The sequence below is a fragment of the Myroides sp. 1354 genome, from assembly GCF_030324495.1.
In the GTDB taxonomy this organism is placed as follows: domain Bacteria; phylum Bacteroidota; class Bacteroidia; order Flavobacteriales; family Flavobacteriaceae; genus Flavobacterium.
In genome coordinates, this window is record NZ_JACAGN010000025.1 from 1 (window position 1) to 20,469 (window position 20,469).

The 20,469-nt window shown below is 35.7% G+C and carries 19 protein-coding genes; 5 read left to right on the forward strand and 14 right to left on the reverse strand.

Annotated features, from left to right (window positions below; all coding sequences use genetic code 11):
• Positions 1-219: 219 nt before the first annotated feature.
• The 4 genes from rplI to HX004_RS16855 all read right to left on the reverse strand — a co-directional run bounded on the left by rplI (position 220) and on the right by HX004_RS16855 (position 2,516).
• Positions 220-663 carry a 50S ribosomal protein L9 gene (rplI, locus tag HX004_RS16840; protein ID WP_002987035.1) on the reverse strand — a complete coding sequence of 148 codons (444 nt, stop codon included), beginning with the start codon at positions 661-663 and terminating at the stop codon, positions 220-222.
• A gap of 65 nt (positions 664-728) precedes the next feature.
• A complete protein-coding gene (gene rpsR, locus HX004_RS16845; protein ID WP_002987043.1) occupies positions 729-1,025 on the reverse strand; it encodes a 30S ribosomal protein S18 in 297 nt (98 codons plus the stop codon).
• A 5-nt stretch (positions 1,026-1,030) separates the two neighbouring features.
• Positions 1,031-1,372, reverse strand: a complete 342-nt coding sequence (gene rpsF, locus HX004_RS16850) for a 30S ribosomal protein S6 (RefSeq protein WP_002987044.1) — start codon at positions 1,370-1,372, stop codon at positions 1,031-1,033.
• Between the two features lie 580 nt (positions 1,373-1,952).
• The gene (locus tag HX004_RS16855) at positions 1,953-2,516 is read right to left on the reverse strand and encodes a DMP19 family protein (RefSeq protein WP_286443896.1); all 564 of its coding nucleotides are present in this window, start codon (positions 2,514-2,516) and stop codon (positions 1,953-1,955) included.
• 149 nt (positions 2,517-2,665) lie between these two features.
• Between HX004_RS16855 and HX004_RS16860 the strand changes: the two genes are divergently transcribed.
• The gene (locus tag HX004_RS16860; RefSeq protein ID WP_286443898.1) at positions 2,666-5,161 is read left to right on the forward strand and encodes a BspA family leucine-rich repeat surface protein; all 2,496 of its coding nucleotides are present in this window, start codon (positions 2,666-2,668) and stop codon (positions 5,159-5,161) included.
• Here the strand turns inward: HX004_RS16860 and priA are convergent.
• From priA to HX004_RS16890, 6 genes are all read right to left on the reverse strand, one after another.
• Entirely contained in the window at positions 5,155-7,605 is a 2,451-nt protein-coding gene (gene priA, locus HX004_RS16865; RefSeq protein WP_286443899.1) for a replication restart helicase PriA, read from the reverse strand. The two genes, HX004_RS16860 and priA, sit on opposite strands and share 7 nt — an antisense overlap.
• A 60-nt stretch (positions 7,606-7,665) precedes the next feature.
• Positions 7,666-7,971 (reverse strand): WG repeat-containing protein, encoded by a 306-nt coding sequence (locus HX004_RS16870; protein ID WP_286443902.1) that lies wholly within the window; start codon positions 7,969-7,971, stop codon positions 7,666-7,668.
• A gap of 445 nt (positions 7,972-8,416) precedes the next feature.
• Complete coding sequence (locus tag HX004_RS16875; protein ID WP_286443904.1) at positions 8,417-8,842, reverse strand: DUF2147 domain-containing protein; 426 nt, start codon at positions 8,840-8,842, stop codon at positions 8,417-8,419.
• A 43-nt stretch (positions 8,843-8,885) separates the two neighbouring features.
• Positions 8,886-9,785 carry a YihY/virulence factor BrkB family protein gene (locus tag HX004_RS16880; RefSeq protein ID WP_286443907.1) on the reverse strand — a complete coding sequence of 300 codons (900 nt, stop codon included), beginning with the start codon at positions 9,783-9,785 and terminating at the stop codon, positions 8,886-8,888.
• Between the two features lie 16 nt (positions 9,786-9,801).
• Positions 9,802-10,662, reverse strand: coding sequence for a carboxylating nicotinate-nucleotide diphosphorylase (gene nadC / locus HX004_RS16885; protein WP_286443910.1), 861 nt, complete (start codon positions 10,660-10,662; stop codon positions 9,802-9,804).
• Positions 10,663-10,751: 89 nt separating this feature from the next.
• The gene (locus HX004_RS16890) at positions 10,752-11,327 is read right to left on the reverse strand and encodes a DJ-1/PfpI family protein (RefSeq protein WP_286443911.1); all 576 of its coding nucleotides are present in this window, start codon (positions 11,325-11,327) and stop codon (positions 10,752-10,754) included.
• Positions 11,328-11,514: 187 nt separating this feature from the next.
• Here HX004_RS16890 and HX004_RS16895 point away from each other — a divergent pair, with 187 nt between their 5' ends.
• From HX004_RS16895 to HX004_RS16905, 3 genes are all read left to right on the forward strand, one after another.
• Complete coding sequence (locus tag HX004_RS16895; protein WP_286443913.1) at positions 11,515-12,012, forward strand: hypothetical protein; 498 nt, start codon at positions 11,515-11,517, stop codon at positions 12,010-12,012.
• Between the two features lie 326 nt (positions 12,013-12,338).
• Positions 12,339-13,040, forward strand: coding sequence for a YceI family protein (locus HX004_RS16900; RefSeq protein WP_286443914.1), 702 nt, complete (start codon positions 12,339-12,341; stop codon positions 13,038-13,040).
• Positions 13,041-13,193: 153 nt separating this feature from the next.
• Entirely contained in the window at positions 13,194-14,159 is a 966-nt protein-coding gene (locus tag HX004_RS16905) for a YpdA family putative bacillithiol disulfide reductase (RefSeq protein WP_286443916.1), read from the forward strand.
• A 10-nt stretch (positions 14,160-14,169) separates the two neighbouring features.
• Here the strand turns inward: HX004_RS16905 and HX004_RS16910 are convergent, their stop codons facing one another.
• Positions 14,170-14,580, reverse strand: a complete 411-nt coding sequence (locus HX004_RS16910) for a Fur family transcriptional regulator (RefSeq protein ID WP_286443919.1) — start codon at positions 14,578-14,580, stop codon at positions 14,170-14,172.
• Positions 14,581-14,988: 408 nt separating this feature from the next.
• Between HX004_RS16910 and HX004_RS16915 the strand changes: the two genes are divergently transcribed.
• Positions 14,989-16,185 carry an aromatic amino acid transport family protein gene (locus tag HX004_RS16915; protein WP_286443922.1) on the forward strand — a complete coding sequence of 399 codons (1,197 nt, stop codon included), beginning with the start codon at positions 14,989-14,991 and terminating at the stop codon, positions 16,183-16,185.
• A 46-nt stretch (positions 16,186-16,231) separates the two neighbouring features.
• Here the strand turns inward: HX004_RS16915 and HX004_RS16920 are convergent, their stop codons facing one another.
• The 3 genes from HX004_RS16920 to HX004_RS16930 all read right to left on the reverse strand — a co-directional run bounded on the left by HX004_RS16920 (position 16,232) and on the right by HX004_RS16930 (position 20,326).
• Positions 16,232-16,948 (reverse strand): tRNA threonylcarbamoyladenosine dehydratase, encoded by a 717-nt coding sequence (locus HX004_RS16920; RefSeq protein WP_286443925.1) that lies wholly within the window; start codon positions 16,946-16,948, stop codon positions 16,232-16,234.
• A gap of 27 nt (positions 16,949-16,975) precedes the next feature.
• Entirely contained in the window at positions 16,976-17,617 is a 642-nt protein-coding gene (locus tag HX004_RS16925; RefSeq protein ID WP_286443928.1) for a TatD family hydrolase, read from the reverse strand.
• Positions 17,618-17,692: 75 nt separating this feature from the next.
• Positions 17,693-20,326, reverse strand: a complete 2,634-nt coding sequence (locus HX004_RS16930) for a valine--tRNA ligase (RefSeq protein ID WP_286443931.1) — start codon at positions 20,324-20,326, stop codon at positions 17,693-17,695.
• Positions 20,327-20,469: the final 143 nt, after the last annotated feature.

The window sequence follows — 20,469 nt, forward strand, 5'->3', positions numbered from 1 at the left end:
AGTTATGGGTTATCAGTTATGGGTTATCAGTTATGGGTTATCAGTTATGGGTTATCAGTTATGGGTTATCAGTTATGAGGTATGACATAATAAAAATACGTCTTTAATCGAATAGTTCTTCAAAAAAGCAAAGAAACAAAAACACAAAAAAGCCTCCCCGAAAAGGAAGGCTTTTTATATAAGTTATATTTACATTGAACTGAAAACAGTTCAAGTGAATTACTCTTGTTCAGCGATTACTTCGTAATCAACTTCAACAATTACGTCACGGTGTAAACGTACTGTTGCGTTGTATTTACCTAAACGTTTGATAACACCTGAAGCGATGAATTTTCTATCAATTTCTTGACCGTTTTTAGCAAATACTTCAGCTAAATCTTGGTTTGTTACTGAACCAAACAATTTCTCTCCACCTGCTTTAACAGCGATTTTGATTTCAATTGCTTTTAATGCTTCAGCAATAACTTTAGCATCAGCGATTAATTTAGCTTCTTTGTGCGCTCTTTGCTTTAAGTTTTCAGCTAATACTTTCTTTGCAGAAGGAGTAGCTAAAACTGCAAGTCCTTGAGGAATTAAGTAGTTACGTCCGTATCCTGGTTTTACAGTTACTACGTCATCTTTAAATCCTAATTTTTGAACGTCTTGTTTTAAGATAATTTCCATGTTGATGTCCTTTTAATAAGAAGTTAGGTTTCTAAGTTGAAAACCAACAACTTGTTTTTTTTATATTATTTTAATAAATCCGCTACGTATGGCATTAAAGCTAAGTGACGAGCTCTTTTTACCGCTACAGAAACTTTTCTTTGGTATTTCAAAGAAGTTCCAGTTAAACGACGAGGTAAAATTTTACCTTGCTCGTTAACGAATTTTAATAAGAAATCAGCATCTTTATAATCGATGTATTTGATTCCAGATTTTTTGAAACGACAATACTTTTTAGTTTTGTTTGTTTCTATGTTTAAAGGCGTTAGATATCTGATATCTCCGTCTTTTTTCCCTTTTGCAGATTGCTCAATAGTTGACATAATAATTAAGCTTTTTTAGATTTTAATTTTTCTCTTCTTCTCTCAGCCCAAGATATAGCGTGTTTATCTAAAGCAACAGTTAAGAAACGCATAACTCTTTCGTCACGTCTGAATTCTGTTTCAAGGTTGATGATTACATCTCCAGCAACTTTGTACTCAAACAAGTGATAAAAACCACTTTTCTTGTGTTGGATTTCGTAAGCTAATTTTTTTAAGCCCCAATCCTCTTTAGCTACCATTTCAGCTCCTCTTGATGTAAGAAATTCTTCGAATTTCTGTACTGTTTCCTTTACCTGAGTTTCAGATAAAACGGGATTCAAGATGAAAACAGTTTCGTATTGATTCATAAAATAAAAATTTATTTTGTTATAAAATTGAGTGCAAAAATAGTACTTTATACAACATCAACCAAAGTTTTTTCACTTTTTCTTTTTATGCCTTTTTCTTTTTATGCCTTTTTGGTTTTTTGGTTTTTTGCTCTTTATGAAGTTGGGAATTGGAAAGAAGAAAGAAGAGAGAAGAAAGGAGTGAATTCTCTACAAAGCACAAATCGTAGCGTAGCGAAAATCGAAACGAAGTGAAGATTCATCGAACACCAAAACCAATATAAACTCTGTGAGATATATTCATCGAATACGAAAATAAAATATTAACCAATGAGATAAACCTCACGATGAACAAACCTCACGATGAACAAATCGTAGCGTAGATTCATCGAACTCCAAAACAAATAGAAACTCGGTGAGGTAAACCTCACATTTTTTTGTTTTTTACTTCAATTCTCTAAAAACAGTGATTACCTACCTTTTTGTTCCCTCTATCTCTAGGTGCATTGCCATGCGCAACCTACATTTCTTTTGCTCTATTTCATTAATCAAACAAAAAAACACCTTACAAAAAACACCTTACAAAAAAGCATCTCACTACTTATTCTCGCTCTACTTTTTTACCCAATAGTTGTTCTGCATAATCGTACATTGCATCAATCGATAAGACTAAAAGCTCTGGATGTTGTTTCAACCAAGTCGCATTCAAATCGATTAAATCCTCTTCAATATTGAAAAAAGCGTCGTCATTTAAAAGGTCACGGGTTGGGTTGGTTCCAAAATAATCACTCTCAATAAAAGCTTCTAAAACCACCTCATCCATATTTTCTAACACTTCCAAGCGCTTTTTCAATAAAGCCAAGTGTTCTACAGACCCCATTTTCTCCAAGCCTTCAATAATCCAATCGATCAATTCTAAATCAGCCCCTGTATTGTATACAAACTGAGAGAAGTTTCCATTTTCATATTGAGACAAATAGTAGTCTACATAATAACTTAAAAAAGCATCATGTGGAATCATTTCATCTACGCGGTCTTCTTCTGGATCTTCTTCCTCTGCTTCTTCGCGGATTAGATTAATAAAGGTGATATTCGAATAGATGATATCGTAATTATCTGAACTCTGTGCTGCGTCTTGCGACACTACAATTTTCGGTTGACTCATTTTCTTTTAAATTTAGTTTATTTTTATTCAAACAAAAGTACGATTTAATGCAGGGTGATGTACAAGATTTAGACTTATTTCACAATTCCCTTCTTTTTCTGTTGTATTTTTCACTACATTTCACCACTATTCACCTTATAACTAACGAAATGAGGCAAAAAATCTGGTTCCGTTTTATGCTTTTAGGCGTTCTCTTTTTTCTTGCTGGTTTCAGCAGTCATGCACAACGACCTTTTATTACCAACTGGAACACCCATAAACTTAGTCTTCATTTAGAAGGAGAATACACCTATACTTGGGAAAGCATTCAATATCCAACGATAAAAGGAGAAGGAAGGGGAAAAGATAGGCTCGAATTAAATTTTCCTAAACGCGGACCTTATCGCCTTAGTTTAACTCCCATTGGCGACCAACCGTTGCATCGGTTTTACAATCCCGATATCACCGTTTCTCTTTATGAACGTGAACGAGAAGAATATCCCAATCCCTTTGATGAGCTTTTATCTGTTGTTCAATGGGGTGATGTACCGTGGAGCAGCATGCAAAATGCTTTTGCGGGTGCAAGCAGAATGGTTATTGTTGCTCAAGATGTCCCTGACCTCAGTAGAGTCACCAATATGTCGGGCATGTTTTTATGTGCACATTACTTAGATTTCCCCATTAATCATTGGGACGTAAGCCAAGTAACAGATATGAGTTATCTCTTCTTTCAGGCTAGAAAATTCAACCACCCCTTAGATCAATGGGAGGTTAGTCAAGTGACCAAAATGGAATCCATGTTTGATCAAGCAGAAAGCTTTAACCAACCGTTAAACAACTGGAATGTCAGTAATGTAAAGAACATGAGCTATCTATTTAGAGGAGCTTCTGCATTCAACCAACCACTAAAAAAATGGAAGGTTCATCAAGTAACCAACATGGCCCATATGTTTCAAGAGGCAAAAGCTTTTAACCAACCCTTAAACAAATGGAACGTTCATCACGTAACCAATATGGCTGGCATGTTTCATGGCGCTCAGCAATTTAATCAACGCTTGGATCGATGGGAAGTTTCTTCTCTTGTTTACTATGCTCACCTATTCGACAACACCAAATTGAATCTCCAACAAATGCAACAAACAATTGCAGCATGGGAGAAACAAAAACAGCCCAATTACAAAAAACCTTTTATAACGCTTTGGAATTTGCCAGCCCCTTACGGCAATAGAAACAATTTTGAACTCAGACTACAAGGTCAATATTTCTATCTATTAGAAAACACAACAGATTCCTCTTTAATTTATTATGGTATCGGACAATACGATCTTAGTTTACTTGTGCCAGAAGGTCAATATCGTTTGACCTTAACCCCTACCGAACGAAATCCTTTACATGCAATAGAGTATATGTATGGAGATTCAAAAAATATTTATTTAAGAGAAAAACACTTAATCGAAATACAACAATGGGGAGATATCGAATGGAGCACAATGGAAAATGCATTTAGTGGAGCAGAAGAAGTAATAGTAACCGCTTCAGACCTTCCTAATCTACAACAAGTAAAAAGCACGAGTTATATGTTTGCCCATGCGAAAAAATTAAATCAATCCCTTAATCAGTGGGATGTGAGTCAGGTCACTAATTTTTCTAGTATGTTTTACCGAGCAGAAATATTCAACCAGCCATTAGATCAATGGAACATGAGTCAAGCAACGAATCTTTCCCAAATGTTTGATCGCGCATTAGCTTTCAACCAACCTTTAGATACCTGGGATGTGAGTCAAGTTACGAACATGGGAGAGCTATTTTCAAATACTTCATTTAATCAACCTTTAGATACTTGGGATGTTAGCCGAGTTACTATTATGGAAAGTATGTTTTCAAATACTCCATTCAATCAGCCTTTACAAAATTGGGATGTTAGTCAAGTTACGAACATGGCATACATGTTTGCTGAAACTCAAACGTTCAATCAACCCTTAGAGCAATGGAATATGAGTCAGGTTAAATACCTACAAGGAATGTTTAAAGGTGCTCAGCAATTTAATCAACCTTTACATACTTGGAATGTTAGTCAAGTTTGGAGCATGGCATATATGTTTGCTGAAACTCCATTCAATCAACCTTTAGAACAATGGGATATGAGTCAGGTTAAATCCCTAGAAGGAATGTTTAAAGGTACTCAGCAATTTAATCAACCTTTAAATCATTGGAATGTTAGTCAAGTAACCGACATGAAACAAATGTTTGCTGAAACCCAAGCGTTCAACCAACCTTTAAATAATTGGGATGTGAGTCAAGTAACCAACATGGAACAAATGTTTGCTAAAACTCAAACGTTCAATCAACCTTTAAATAATTGGAATGTTAGTCAAGTAACCAACATGAACCAAATGTTTGCTGGAACCCAAGCGTTCAACCAACCACTAAATCGATGGGATGTAAGTAACGTAAAAAGAATGGATAGCATGTTTGAAGATGCACAACGATTTAATCAACCACTTATTCAATGGAATATCAACCCCGAAACTGTAGCTTATGAAATATTCAAAAACGCAAAAGCCTTTAATCAACCGTTAACATCTTCCAATTGGAAAAAAGCCATTAAAAATTCAATGCCTCTTACAATTATACAACGTGAATCTGGTACAAGATGCCATCAATAAAAATCAACATTAGCTACTACGTGAACTGAACGATACGCCCCAATAGACTCAAAACTCTTTAAGATGCGTCTCACTTGTCCTTTGGTTTGGTTCAACATCACTTGTTGAGGAATTTTGATTAAAATCACGCGAATATACTGATTGCGAATGCGGTTAATTGCAGGTTCTTCTGGTCCCAAAACAGGAATACCCAATTGTCCTTTGAGGTTATTGTACAGCCAGAAAGACGACTCTTTGAGCTTTTCAAAATCGCGGTGCTTTAAGGTTAATCGAATCAAACGGTAAAAAGGCGGATACTGAAAGTTGTGACGTTCATACATCTGCTCTTTGTACATGGATTTATAATCGTAATTGGTTACTTGTTGAATGATATTATGATAAGGGTTAAACGTTTGAATAACCACCCTTCCCTTTTTGTCAAATCGACCTGAACGCCCTGCAATTTGCGTCATCATTTGAAAGGCGCGCTCGTGCGCTCTAAAATCAGGATGATACAAACTATTATCGGCATTCATAATCCCCACTAGGTTCACATTGTCAAAATCAAACCCTTTGGCTAGCATTTGCGTTCCCACCAAGATATCAATTTGTTTGTTTTCAAAGGCTTCGATGAGTTTTTCATAGGCATATTTTCCCCTTGTAGTATCCTGATCCATACGGGCAATGCGCTTGTTGGGAAACAACGCTCTCAACTCTTCTTCTACTTGTTCAGTTCCAAAACCTTTGGTGTTCAAATCTACGCTGTGACAACGCCCACACTGCTTGGGCATCGGTAATGTATAACCACAATAGTGGCAACGCAATTCATTTCTGTATTTGTGATAGGTCAAACTCACATCACAATGCGGACATTCAGGAACCGCACCACAAGTCATACACTCCACTACAGGAGAGAATCCCCTTCTATTTTGAAAGAGAATCACTTGTTCTTCTAAAGACAACGCTTGGTTAATCTCGTCAATCAATTGATCTGAGAAATGCCCTGTCATCTGTTTGCGTTTGTATTTGTCTTTAATATCGACCAAGACAATCTCCGGTAACAATACATTGGTGTAACGCTTGGTTAGTTCAACCAAACCGTATTTTTTTTGAGAAGCGTTGTAATAACTCTCCAAACTCGGAGTAGCCGATCCCATTAACACCTTTGCTTTGTGTTGCATCGCCAATACCACAGCAGCATCACGCCCGTGATAACGAGGAGCTGGATCATGTTGCTTGTAGTTAGCATCGTGTTCTTCATCAATCACAACCAAACGCAAATCCTGAAACGGCAAGAACACAGATAAACGCGTTCCAATTACTACTTTGGCCTTTTCCGATTGTTGTAAGACTTGATTCCAAACTTCCAATCGCTCATTATGAGAGTAACGCGAATGGTATACCGCCACTTGATTGCCAAAATAAGCCGTTAAACGCTGTACTAATTGCGTGCTAATTCCCACTTCAGGCAAGAGAAATAACACTTGTCCTTCTTGGGCTAATAATTTCTCAATGAGTTTTATATAAACTTCCGTCTTTCCTGAGGCCGTAACCCCATGTAATAAGACGACTTCTTTTTCTTTGAATTGTTGTTCGATTTCCCAAAGGGCTTTACTCTGCTCATCTGTCAATTGAATACCCCCTGAAGTTGCATCATTAAAAACCACGCGATCGTGATTGAGGTAATAGGATTCGAAAATGCCTTTTTCAAGTAAAGCATTGACTATGGCTTGACTACTTTCTCCTTCTTCAATGAGTTGCTTAACGCTAACATCTTTCTTTTGTGTAGCTTGTAACTGGAAGTATTTTAGAACTAATTCACGCTGTTTAGTTGCTCGATTCACCAATTCCATCAATTTCGTCAAGCCATCTTCTTGTACATATTCTTCCGCCAAACGCACATAGCGAATTTGCTTGGGTTTGTACTTTTCAACCATTTCCTCTTGCAGCAAAATCGCTCCTTTGGTCAACAAGCTATTGATTACTGGGAATACCTTTTTGCGATTGAGGATCGCAATCACCTCATCAATTTTTAAAATCGATTGAATTTGCATGGCTTCGTACAATAAGTACTCTGCATCATCTAACTCTTCCGATTTTATTTCTGCCTTGTCATTCCACTGAATAATAGTTTCACTCTCTAATAGCAATTGAGAAGGCATCGCCCCTTTATACACATCACCAAGCGTACACATATAGTATTCTGCTAGCCAGGTCCAAAATTTAATTTGTTCGACTGTAACAACAGGTTCAATATCGATAATTTCATGAATATCTTTCGCTTCGTACAAAGCAGGTTGTCGGTGGTGTTTTTCAACCACTAAAGCCGTATACACTTTATTGCGTCCAAAAGGCACAGCTACGCGCATGCCCACTTGAATAAAATCAAATTCAACTTCGTTGATTCGGTACGTAAAGGTGGGGTCTAAAGCTAAAGGCACAATGACCTCAACAAAATAATGCATGTAAAAAGAGGTTAATCACTTCAAAGGTAGCATCCTTTGAATCAAAATAAAGAGTAGAATCTAGTTTTTTGTTTTTTCAGAAACGATGTTCCCTTTTTGATCAATATAAAACCAAGAGGGACTATCCCAATAGTGATATTCTCCTCTAGACCCTGCTACTTCCCTACTAATTCCTTCAAACGTCGCTTTAGCCATTCCATTTTTAAAAGGAAAAACAAAGGCAAATTGAGGTTTTATCACCACTTGTCCTTTCACATTAGCAAACCCCATTTTTCCTTCTTCATCAATAATGCGATACATTCCCTCTACAACAAAATCAGGCCCATTGTCATACAAATAAGGCTGATGCGTAGACTTTGACGTCATACAGCTCACACTTACTAGTAAAAGAAAACACACCAATATTCTATTCATTTTATTTCCAAATTATAATTAGCTATAAAAAGCCTTTGATTTTTTCAATCCCAAAAATACGGGATTTTTACCATATTTTCATAAGGATTTCTCTCCATAGAGAATCATATCCCCTACTTGTTATTCATTTATTTAGCTACAACAAGAAAAAAACTACAACTCAACCTTACTTCTTCTAAAAACACAAAAGAATACGTTCTCTACTAATGTTTGCAACAAACCAAACCTAACACTCTAACCATCAACTAATAAACACTTCAAAGATAACCGACCTTTCTATAATTTCATCTAAATGGGAAAGTAAAAATATGTTAAATGAAATAGAACGGTTAACTCCCTCTTTTTCTATCGCAATAGAAACAAAAAAGGCTACCCAATTTAGATAGCCTTTCTTTATTTACATTTTCGTCCACGTTTGCGTACGTCCAATTAGTGAGATTCCAACATAACCACGAACTTCTAACTTTGTTTTTCCATTCGTTTTGATGGAGCATTTATATTCTTTTCCAGATTGAGGATCAACAATGGTTCCTCCTGTATATTCTTCTCCTTTTTTCGTCAGATTTTTAATGATGGTTAATCCTTCTATTGGCTTTCCCTTATCATCTCCAGGACATTTTTCACATTTAGAATCTTTTTTAGCTGGATTTAAAATTTCAATTACTTTTCCCTGATATTTCCCGCCTTTTTCTGAGATTTCTACGATAGATTTAGCATCCCCCGTTTGATCGTCAAACGTTTTCCATTTTCCAACGATGGATTGAGCTTGTGTGGTCAACAATCCGCCCACTAAAAACAAGAACATGAGTATTGAGTTTTTCATAACATTTTTCGGTTTTTAAATTAAACATCACACTCAAATATACTTATTTTTTCAATTTAATTTTACGGATTGCCAAATTTAATTCAAAACCTAACAATAGAATCATACAGTTAATCCACAAATAGAACATCACAACCAATAATGTTCCAATTGATCCGTATAATTCGTTATATCGCGCAAATCGAAGCACGTAAATTCCAAATCCATACGAAGTTAATACGTACAAGATTGTTGTAAACACAGAGCCGATAGAAATGAAAGACACGCCCTTGGTTTCTTTAGCACCAAATTTATATAAAATAGAAGTCGTGAGTAAAACAACAAGTAATAAGTACAAATTCCTCACCCAAACCAACCAATTAACTCCAATTCCAAAACGGTAAATCAATACTTCCAAAATTACGTAAAAGGCCACAGAAAAAATCAAGACGAAAGACAAAATCAACGATAGTGCTAAGGCAACGAGATACTGTCGAATAATATTTCTTGTAATGGTAATATGATAAGAGGATTCGAATCCACCAATAATGGCAAATACACCATTAGTCATCAAAAAAATAGAAAGCAAAAAACCTGATGACAATAAGGATTTGTAACTATTATTCATAATATCGAGAATAATAGATTGAATGGCCTCATAGGTATTGGGTGGAACTGAATTTTCAATAAACTGTAAAAAGTCGGCTTGAAAATTATCAATGGGAATATAGGGGATTAGATTCAGTATAAAAAGCGCAAAGGGGAATAAAGCCATAAAGAAGCTAAAAGCAATCGATCCCGCACGATAAGAGAACGCTCCTTTGATGATTCCCACCAAATACAATTCGATTAAATCGTACAAGGAGTATCCCTCAAGAAAAGAAAACTTTACTCGCTGTAATCCCCTGACTATTTTATTAATAACAGGTATCCGGGCTAACTTATCCTCTACTTCTCTAGACATGTATTCTTTTTCTAGGCTATAAAACTGCTTTTAAACTCAAATCCATATTGTAAACTGAATGGGTCAATGCCCCTGATGAGACGAAATCAACCCCGCAAAGTGCGTATTCGCGTACTGTTTTTTCGTTGATATTTCCTGAAGATTCTGTTTGACATTGATCGCCAATTAGCTTCACGGCTTGCTTCGTTGTTTCAAAATCAAAATTGTCCAACAGAATGCGGTACACATTATCACAAGCTAAAATCTGTTGTACTTCGTTTAAATCACGGGCTTCAACAATAATTTTTAACGCTTTATTGTTGTCTTTTAAATACGCATTTGTTTTTTCGATGGCTTCTTTTATTCCACCAGCAAAATCAATGTGATTGTCTTTCAACATAATCATATCGTACAAAGCGAAACGATGATTTTCTCCTCCTGCAATTTTTACGGCCCATTTTTCAATTGCGCGTATTCCAGGTGTTGTTTTTCTTGTATCTAATATTTTGGTTCCTGTTCCTTCTAATAAATCGACAAAAACACGTGTTTTTGTTGCAATAGCACTCATGCGTTGCATTGCATTAAGCATAAATCGTTCTGCTTTTAAAATAGATTGTGACGATCCCGCTACGGTAAGCACAACATCTCCTACTAGTACAGCTGATCCGTCTGAAATAAAAACTTCAACTTCTAAGGTCGGATCGACATAATTCAAAATCATTTGGGCAAATTCCACACCGGCAATAATTCCTCCTTCTTTGACTAGTACTTGTGCTTTTCCTTTCGCATCCGCAGGGATACAAGCCAAGGAGCTATGATCGCCATCTCCTACATCTTCGCGTATAGCATTGACGATAATCTGATTTAATTCCGCTTGAAATTGTTGTTCTGAAATCATATATAAAAAAATTTGCGACGCTAAAATAAGAAATGTTTTACAAGTGTTCTCCTTTTAGCCTCGCAAACTGTCATGTAGTTAAGTCCTACTTAGCCAATTTTCACCCCTAAGAGCTTATAAAATTCGCTCAAAATAGCAGGATGTCCTGGCCATGCTGGTGAGGTTGTTAAATTGCCATCAGTAATCGCTTTGTCTGCGTCTATTTCTTTGTATGTTCCACCAGCTACTACAATATCAGGTCCTACTGCAGGATAAGCAGTAAGGGTTCTTCCTTTCAATACATTGGCAGGAGTTAGTACTTGAATACCGTGACAAATCGCTGCGATAGGCAAGTTCTTTTCAAAAAAATACTGTACGATTTCAATCACTCTTTTATTTAAGCGGATATACTCTGGCGCACGACCTCCACATACGTACAAGCCTGCATAATCTTCTACTTTAACCTCATCAAAACTCTTGTTGATAACAAAATTATGTCCTCTACTTTCTGCATAAGTCTGAAATCCTACAAAATCGTGAATAGCTGTTGCAATAATATCGTTCTTTTTCTTTCCTGGACAAACAACATCCACCGATACTCCAACAGATAACAGCGCCTGATAAGGAACCATTACTTCATAATCTTCTACGAAATCACCTGCTAACATTAAAACTTTTTTTGCCATAACTTTTTCTTTTTGATTTTATTCCTTCTAATGTACAAAAATCTATTCAATTCAAAGAATATCTCCGTTCAAATTCTATGGAATCCCAAACAATTTATCGAAAAAAAAATATTTTATCCCCAAATGCTCAGGTGTATCACTATTTTACCTTAACTTTAAATCATCTTTATTTAAAACTTGTTTTCAGATGAAAAAACTACTCTTTATTCTTTGTGTCACACTAGGACTGGTAAGTTGTAATCAAAAAGTAGCACCTCCTCAAACGGTAACGATCAAAGATCAATTTACCATGGAAATGCCTGCAACACTGGCCGCTATGAAAGACCTTTATCCCAATGCGGATATTCAGTACGGAAATACATACAAGCAAGTGTACATCATTGCAAAAGAATCCCCTAAAACTGCAGAGGAAGATTTCAAAACATTTACGCAAAAAGCGTTGGCTGCTTATGCTAGCAGACCCGATTATGAAATCGTAAAAGAAGACGATGTTCGCATTAATGGTTTACCTGGAAAAATCTATAAACTATCTATGTCACAAGAAGGCAACTTTATGTTTATGATTCAGACCTTGATTGAAGGGAAAAAAGGAAACTATGAAATTATTGGTTGGACCATTGGACAAAACAAAGACTATCAAGGGGAGGAATTAATGAATATTATCTCAACGTTCAAAGAGCTATAAGATTTACTTTAAAAACAGATAAAAAGGAGAAGAACAAAAACATGCTTCTCCTTTTTCTTTCAATACAGTTAAGTAAGCAAAACTTTCTATATGCTTTTGAGCTGGTTTTGATACTTGCTCTCCACTGAAACCATTAACAGAAGTTTTCAACAAAAAGATCCTTTTTTATCCCAAAAGACATCTATTTAAAAACATATTCAACGAAATAAGCGTCATTATTTCACAAAAAACGCATATTTATAACTTTTTAACATTCAGTATTTTATTAAACTATTGTATATCCATTTTTGTATTGTACATTTGAAGAAACAAAATAGCGAATTAAGATGAAAAAAATTTTATTATCAGTAGCAGTAGTAGCTGCTCTTTCATTAGCATCATGTGGAAATAAGAATGCTGATAAAGCAACAACTACAACAGAGCAAGAAGTTGCAACAGAGCAAGGAGACAAATACACTGTTAACTTAACAGAAAGTAATGTTACTTGGAAAGTAGGACACAAAGGAGGATTAAACCCACGTTATGGTACTTTAACTTTGACTGCTGGAGACATTGCAATTGACGCAAATGGATTAAACGCAGGTTCATATACTGTTGATATGGCTTCGATCAAAGCTGACCGTGCTTCTGTTGATGCTGATGAAGATGTAGCTAAATTAGAAGGACACTTGAAAAGTCCTGATTTCTTTGACGTAGAGAAAAACCCTACAGTTGATTTCAAAATCACTAAAGTTGAAGATTTCGATGCTGCAAAACACACAAGTACAATTGCAGGTGCAAACAAAATCGTAAGCGGAAACTTAACAATCTTAGGAAAAACTGTAAACATTACTTTCCCAGCTAAAGTAACGGTAGAAAATGGCAAAGCTGTTATGGATGCTTCATTCATCGCTGACCGTACAGAATGGGGATTAGTTTTCGGTACTACAGATAAAGAATCTGGTGCTGCACTTAACCCTGCTGATTGGGCAATTAGTAAAGACATGGAAATTGGAATTCATTTAGTTGCTGACAAAGTAAACGAATAATCCATTCTACATTATACTTAGAGAGGGTGTCTACCAAGACATCCTCTTTTTTTTGCTTTATTTTAGCCTGTGTATTCCTTCTCTTAACCAAAATAATTCAATAATTTTGTTTATCTAACTACAAATTGATCCCTTCGGGTTATTTACAAGCATATGAAACAGATAGATGTACTAATTATCGGTGGTGGTCCCATAGGAATTGCCTGTGGTATTGAAGCAAAAAAGGCAGGATTATCGTATCTTATTATTGAAAAAGGTTGCTTGGTGAATTCACTGTATCACTATCCCATTAATATGCAGTTTTTTTCTACTTCAGAGTTATTAGAACTAGACAATATTCCGTTTATCAGTGCAGAAAATAAACCTAGACGAAAAGAAGCGTTAGAATACTACAGACGCGTTAGTAATCTTCACGATTTATCGATTCATTTATTTGAAACTGTTCTCGGCGTACACAAACAAGTAGCAGGGCATTTTGAAATCGAAACTTCAAAAAGCAAGTATACCGCTTCTCACGTTATTGTAGCAACAGGATTCTATGATTTTCCGAATCTCTTGCATATCCCTGGAGAAGATCTTCCTAAAGTTTCTCATTATTACAATGATCCTCATTATTATGCCAATATGGAAGTTGTTGTAGTTGGTGCTAGTAATTCATCTGTAGATGCAGCTTTGGAATGCTATCGAAAAGGAGCAAAAGTAACCATGGTCGTTCGAGATAACGCCATTAGTTCACATGTTAAGTATTGGGTTAAACCTGATATTGAAAATCGAATTGCTGAAGGGGCAATTCAAGTGTATTTCAACAGCCAGCTAACCGCTATCAGTCCATCAACTGTTACCTTAGAGAAAGAAGGTAAATCCATAACCTTGTCCAATGATTTTGTTTTAGCCTTAACAGGTTATCGTCCCGATTTTAATTTTTTGCGTCAATTGGGCATTACCACTCAAAACGACGTGGATTTACTCCCTACATTCCATACAAAAACAATGGAAACAAATATTGAGAACTTGTATTTAGCAGGTGTGGTTTGCGGTGGTTTAAACACGCATTCGTGGTTCATTGAAAATTCAAGAATCCACGCCAAACTAATCATACAACATATTATAAGACATTAATCCAAATCCTTTAAGATTGGCAATGCTCACATATACCTTTAGCAATCACTTCTATTTCACTTAGCTGAAACCCCATTGGGATTTCGATGGTTGGAATAGCCACTTGCGTGAGGCAAATTGTCTTTTTACATTGATTACAGACAAAGTGCAAATGGGTATCACGGTGATTGTCTTCTGAACACTTAGGAGAACACAAGGCATATTGCGTGACGTTATTTGCCGTAATACTGTGTAGTAATCCTTTGCTTTCAAAAGTCTTTACTGTGCGATAAATCGTCACGCGATCCGATTGATCAAAGCTATTTTCTATATCTGCTAAAGACACCGCTCCTTGTTGCTGCTTTAAAAATTTAAGCACCAGAATTCGCATGGCAGTAGGTTTTATATTTTTGGCGAGTAAATCTTCCTCAATATTCTTCATTTCTCATCCCTTTTGATTTACTCAAAGATAAGCATTGTTGTTCAATTCTCTCATTTGCAAAAAAGGGAATTGATTGTCTTTTTTACATAAATCATCCTCATACCTTCTCAATGACAACTGAAAATCAACCCTTTCTAATAGTTCCTATTTTTAATACTTCAACAGATTATATTCCAATTACAAAATAAAATGCAATACATTTTCACTTCACATCATTTCCTATTAGTTTTTGATGATTTTTATCGCAAAAAATATAAATAAAACATATATTTATTTTTTTTAGAAACTTTTCTAATAAATCAAGAAAAGGAAAAAAGTTAGGGTATGATTTTTGCCCAATGAATACTTCTATCCTTTCTTACGATAGAGAGAAAAGATCAAATAAAGTAAACAATAAATTTAAACAAAATGCAAAAATTAATCGGAAGTATTCTTATTGTAGCAGGAACTACAATAGGCGCAGGAATGTTAGCAATGCCCATTATATCGGCCAATGTTGGTTTTTTATTTATGTCATTCATCTTATTCTGTATCTGGTTTGCTATGTTTTATACTTCCGTTCTCTTAGTAAACGTCTATCGATACAACCCTACCTCTGCGGGTTTTAATACACTAACTTTAAAATATTTAGGTAAGCCTGGAGCTTTTATCACAGGTTTGAGCATGCTAACCCTAATGTATGCCTTAGTCAGCGCTTATATCGCAGGAGGAGGAGATATTTTACGATCAAATCTAGAGCAGTTGTTAGATTTGGAGGTATCACCTCAACTCAGCGCTGTTCTCTTTACACTTATTTTCGGAGGGATTATTGTCTTTGGAACTAGAGCCGTAGATTATAGCACTAAAGTGGTCTTTTCAATCAAAATCCTTTGTTTATGTTTGGTATTAGGACTTTTACTTCCCCATATTGAGTTAGCTTATTTAAGTTATATTCCCAAAAGTCCAATCCCTGTATTAGCTACTATTCCCATTATCTTCACTTCGTTTGGATTTAGTGTGGTTATCCCTAGTTTAGTGAAGTATTTGGATGGAAACTTACGCCAGCTAAAATGGGTGTTTTTTATTGGTAGTATGATACCTTTAATCCTATATCTGATTTGGGAACTTACCATTCTAGGAAATATTGAAAGCAGTGTATTTAGTGAAATCTTAAAAAACAATGCCGGTTTAGAAGGATTACTTGTAGCGATTAAAGAAATTAATAGTTCTCCTTTCATTAAAGTTGCCTTTACTATTTTTGCAGCAGCTGCCATTCTAACTTCATTTTGGGGAGTTGCACTGGCTTTAAATGATTATATCAAAGATTTAGCTAAGGATCGTCCAAAAATCAAACACAATATCAGTGCGTTTGTTTTGACTTTCCTTCCTCCAATCTTATTTGCCTTATTCTATCCTGATGGATTTGTAATTGCCTTGGGCTATGCTTCTATTTCATTAGTTGTATTAGCGTTGATTATCCCCATGTTGATGCTTCAAAAAGCAAAAAAAATAGCTGGAGAAAAAACAAGTCTACTACAATATTTTATTTATGGATTTTTGTGGATCTTATCAATACTCATTGTAATACTGCAAATCTTATTGGCAATGGATGCGCTACCTGCATAAATAAACGATAAAAAAAGGAACTCCTAGGAGTTCCTTTTTTTATCGTTTATTTTGATAATAAATAACGTATTACGTTTTCGGCTGAATGTAAACCAAACAAAGCAGGCATCCAACTATTGGTTCCGAAGAACGATTTTTTAAAGTTGGATCCATCTGTCATTTTCAAGCTACTTTCATCGGGTTTTTCTGTTGAAAATATGGCTTTTACCCCAGAAGAAATTCCTTCTTTTTTCAAGCGTTTTCGAATTTGTTTCGCTAACGGACACACATCTGTTTTGCTGATGTCTTTGACTACAATTTTAGACGCTAACATTTTTCCTCCAGCTCCCATTGCACTAATCACTTTCACGCGTTTGCGTTTTGCTGCTAAAATCAAATTGATTTTAGGCGTGATGCTATCAATACAATCTAACACATAGTCATATTCTTCCGTTACCACCTCGTGAGTGCGTTCTGGTGATAAAAACTCTTCAATGCGCGTTAAATTTAATTCGGGATTGATATCCATCAAACGATCTCCTACAATGTGTACTTTCGGTTTTCCTACGGTTGAATGTAAAGCAGGTAATTGTCTGTTGATGTTGGTGATATCTACAGTATCTCCGTCAACAATCGTCATATTACCTACACCTGCACGTGCTAAAAACTCAGCAGCAAATGATCCAACTCCTCCTAAACCAACAACTAATACGTTGGCGTTTTTTAATTTTTCTAATCCTTCTTCTTTAAAAAGTAAGGCTGCTCTTTCTTGCCAAATAGCCATCTATTTCTTGTTATTAATCTTCAAAAATTATTCTTCTTTATTCCAAATCCGTTTAAAATTCGCCTCTACAGCTGATATAATATCCGGACGCAATTCTGCTGCTTTAGCATATACATCTGCTATCGTTATCGTTGCATCGTCGTCTGTTTCTAAAAACAAAAATTCTTGAGGAACAGCAACAAAAGTCTCTTGTAATCGACTGTTTTTCAATAAAGCACTACCAAAAGACAGATGAAATCCATTTTTCCATAAACTTTCTGCTACTTGTTGATGTTTATTAAACCCGTGAACAATAAGTGGAACGGTAATTTTCCATTTCTTCTTTAGTGCAATAACCTCTTGATAAGCAGAAACGACGTGCAAAATTACAGCTTTTTTATTTTTTTCTGCAAGAAGTAATTGTTTTACAAAAACTTCTTCTTGTACTGCCCAGGGAACAGCAATCTTTTTATCTAATCCACATTCACCAATTGCCAAACAATTCGGGTGATTGAGATGAGTTTCTACAAAAGCCAATTGTTCATCCAATACATTTTCATCAATATACCAAGGATGGATCCCCAAAGAAAAATGAGGAATACTTAAATCCACCTTAGCTAAGTCTTGATTGACTAGTTCTAAGGTCTCTGCGCTATGCGTTGGGTGATGAGTATGGATATTGTATTTCATGAGAACGAAGATAAAAAAAAGGTCTTTGATTCGCATACACAAACCAAAGACCTTTACTATGAATTCGCTAATTTTTTATTTTAAACCAGCTAAACTTTGTTCAATTGTAGCAATTTTTGCTAAAGCATCTGCTTCTTTTTTCTTTTCGCTGGCTACGACTTGTTCGGGTGCACCGCTCACGAATTTTTCGTTCGATAGTTTACCTTGTACAGATTTCAAGAAACCTTTTAAGTATTTCAACTCTTCTTCTAATTTCTCAATTTCTTCCTCTATATTGACGTTACCTGCCATTGGAATAAAATACTCATTGGATTTTACTCGGTAAGAAAGAGCTCCGCTTACTTGATCCGTCACGTATTCCATGCTTTCCACATTTCCCATCTTTGAAATTACGCTATCAAAGTAAGTGGATACTTGCTCCTTGTTGATAATTTTCAAATCAATCGCATCTTTGAAAGAGATATTTTTATCTTTTCGGATGGTGCGAATACCTGCAATTACTTCCATCGTAAATTCAAACTCTTTGATTAAATTTTCATCAAAAGCTTTTACCTCTGGCCAAGAAGAGATTACCAACGCTTGTTCTGCTGTACGCTCATTAATATGTTGCCAAATTTCTTCGGTTAAGAAAGGCATAAATGGGTGTAGCAATTTTAAGTTTTCTTCTAACAACTCAATTACTTTTTTATACGTAACTGCATCAATAGGTAGTTGATATCCTGGTTTAATCATCTCTAAGAACCAAGAACAGAAATCATCCCATACCAATTTATAAATTGCCATTAAAGCATCTGAAATTCTGTATTTAGAAAAATGATCTTCAATTTCCACTAACGTTTTTTGCAACTTCGCTTCGTACCAAGCCAAAGAAACTTTTGCTGTTTCAGGTTGTTCTAATGATTCCGAAACTTCCCATCCTTTAATTAGGCGGAAGGCATTCCACACTTTATTCGTAAATGCTTTTCCTTGTGCACATAATTCTTCGTCAAAAAGAATATCATTTCCTGCAGAAGCAGACAACAACAAACCTACACGAACTCCATCCGCACCAAATTTGTCGATTAATCCTAAAGCATCTGGAGAGTTTCCTAAAGATTTAGACATCTTACGACGTTGTTTATCACGTACAATTCCCGTGAAGTAAACATTAGTGAATGGTTGTACACCCGTATATTCGTATCCTGCCATAATCATACGTGCCACCCAGAAGAAAATAATATCTGGACCTGTAACAAGATCATTGGTTGGATAATAATATTTAAATTCTTCGTTTTCAGGATCAATTAATCCGTTAAATACAGACATTGGCCATAACCAAGAAGAGAACCACGTATCTAAAGCATCCTCGTCTTGTCTTAAATCCGCTACGGTTAAATCTGCTTTTCCTGTTTTAGCTTTTGCCAATTCAAGTGCTGCTTCTTTTGTTTCCGCTACTACGAAATCCTCTTTTCCATCGCCGTAAAAGAAAGCTGGAATTTGGTGTCCCCACCACAATTGACGAGAAATATTCCAATCGCGAATATTTTCCAACCAACTTCTGTACGTACTGTTATAACGACTCGGATATAATTTTACATCTTCCGTTGTCATTACAGCATCTAGGGCTGGTTTTGCCAATTCTTCCATTTTCAAGAACCACTGATCGGATAAGCGAGGTTCGATTACTGCTTTTGTACGTTCAGATGTTCCTACATTATTCATGTAGTTTTCAACTTTGTCTAAAGCACCGATAGCCGCTAATTCAGTTTCAATTTCCTTGCGAACTACAAAGCGATCTTTTCCTTTGTAATGTAATCCCAAATCATTTAACGTCGCATCAGCATTGAAAATATCAATAATTTCTAAATTGTGACGTTCTCCTAAATCCTTATCGTTTACATCGTGTGCAGGAGTTACTTTTAAACAACCTGTTCCGAATTCCATATCTACATAGTCATCAAAAATAATAGGCACTACGCGATTGCAAATCGGTACGATTGCATTTTTCCCTTTTAAATGTTGGTAACGTTCATCGTTTGGATGAATACAAATAGCAGAATCCCCTAAAATCGTTTCAGGACGAGTTGTTGCAATCGTCAAATAATCAGAGGTTCCTTCGATTTGATATTTTACGTGGTATAGTTTTCCTTGGCGTTCTTCGTAAATAACCTCTTCATCAGATAAGGTTGTTTTCGCTTCAGGATCCCAGTTCACCATGCGATATCCGCGGTAAATCAAACCTTTATTATACAAATCAACAAACAACTTGATTACTTGTTGTGACATTTCTGGATCCATCGTAAACTTCGTACGATCCCAATCACAAGAAGCTCCTAGTTTTTTTAATTGATCTAAAATCACACCGCCATATTCTTCTTTCCACTCCCAAGCGTGTTTTAGAAACTCTTCTCTAGTTAAGTCGTTTTTATTGATTCCCTGCTCTCTCAATTTAGCGACGACTTTGGCTTCAGTTGCAATAGATGCGTGATCCGTTCCAGGGACCCAACATGCGTTTAGTCCTCTTAAACGTGCGCGACGTATTAATACATCTTGAATTGTAACATTCAACATATGCCCCATGTGCAATACTCCCGTTACGTTTGGAGGAGGTATTACAATTGTGTACGGCTTTCTTTCATCTGGTACAGATCGGAAAAAATTATTTTCCATCCAATACTGATACCATTTTTGCTCTACTTGCTTTGCGTCAAATTGTGCAGGAATTACCATTATTCTATAATTTAATTATTAAAAAAAAGAAAAAACATCAGGTCCATCAGCAGAAAAACTCTTTTTTCCATTTTTGTAACCTTAGTTTTATTTATCTTTGTGTTGTACAAAAGTAATTATTACTCGTCAATTATAAAAGTATA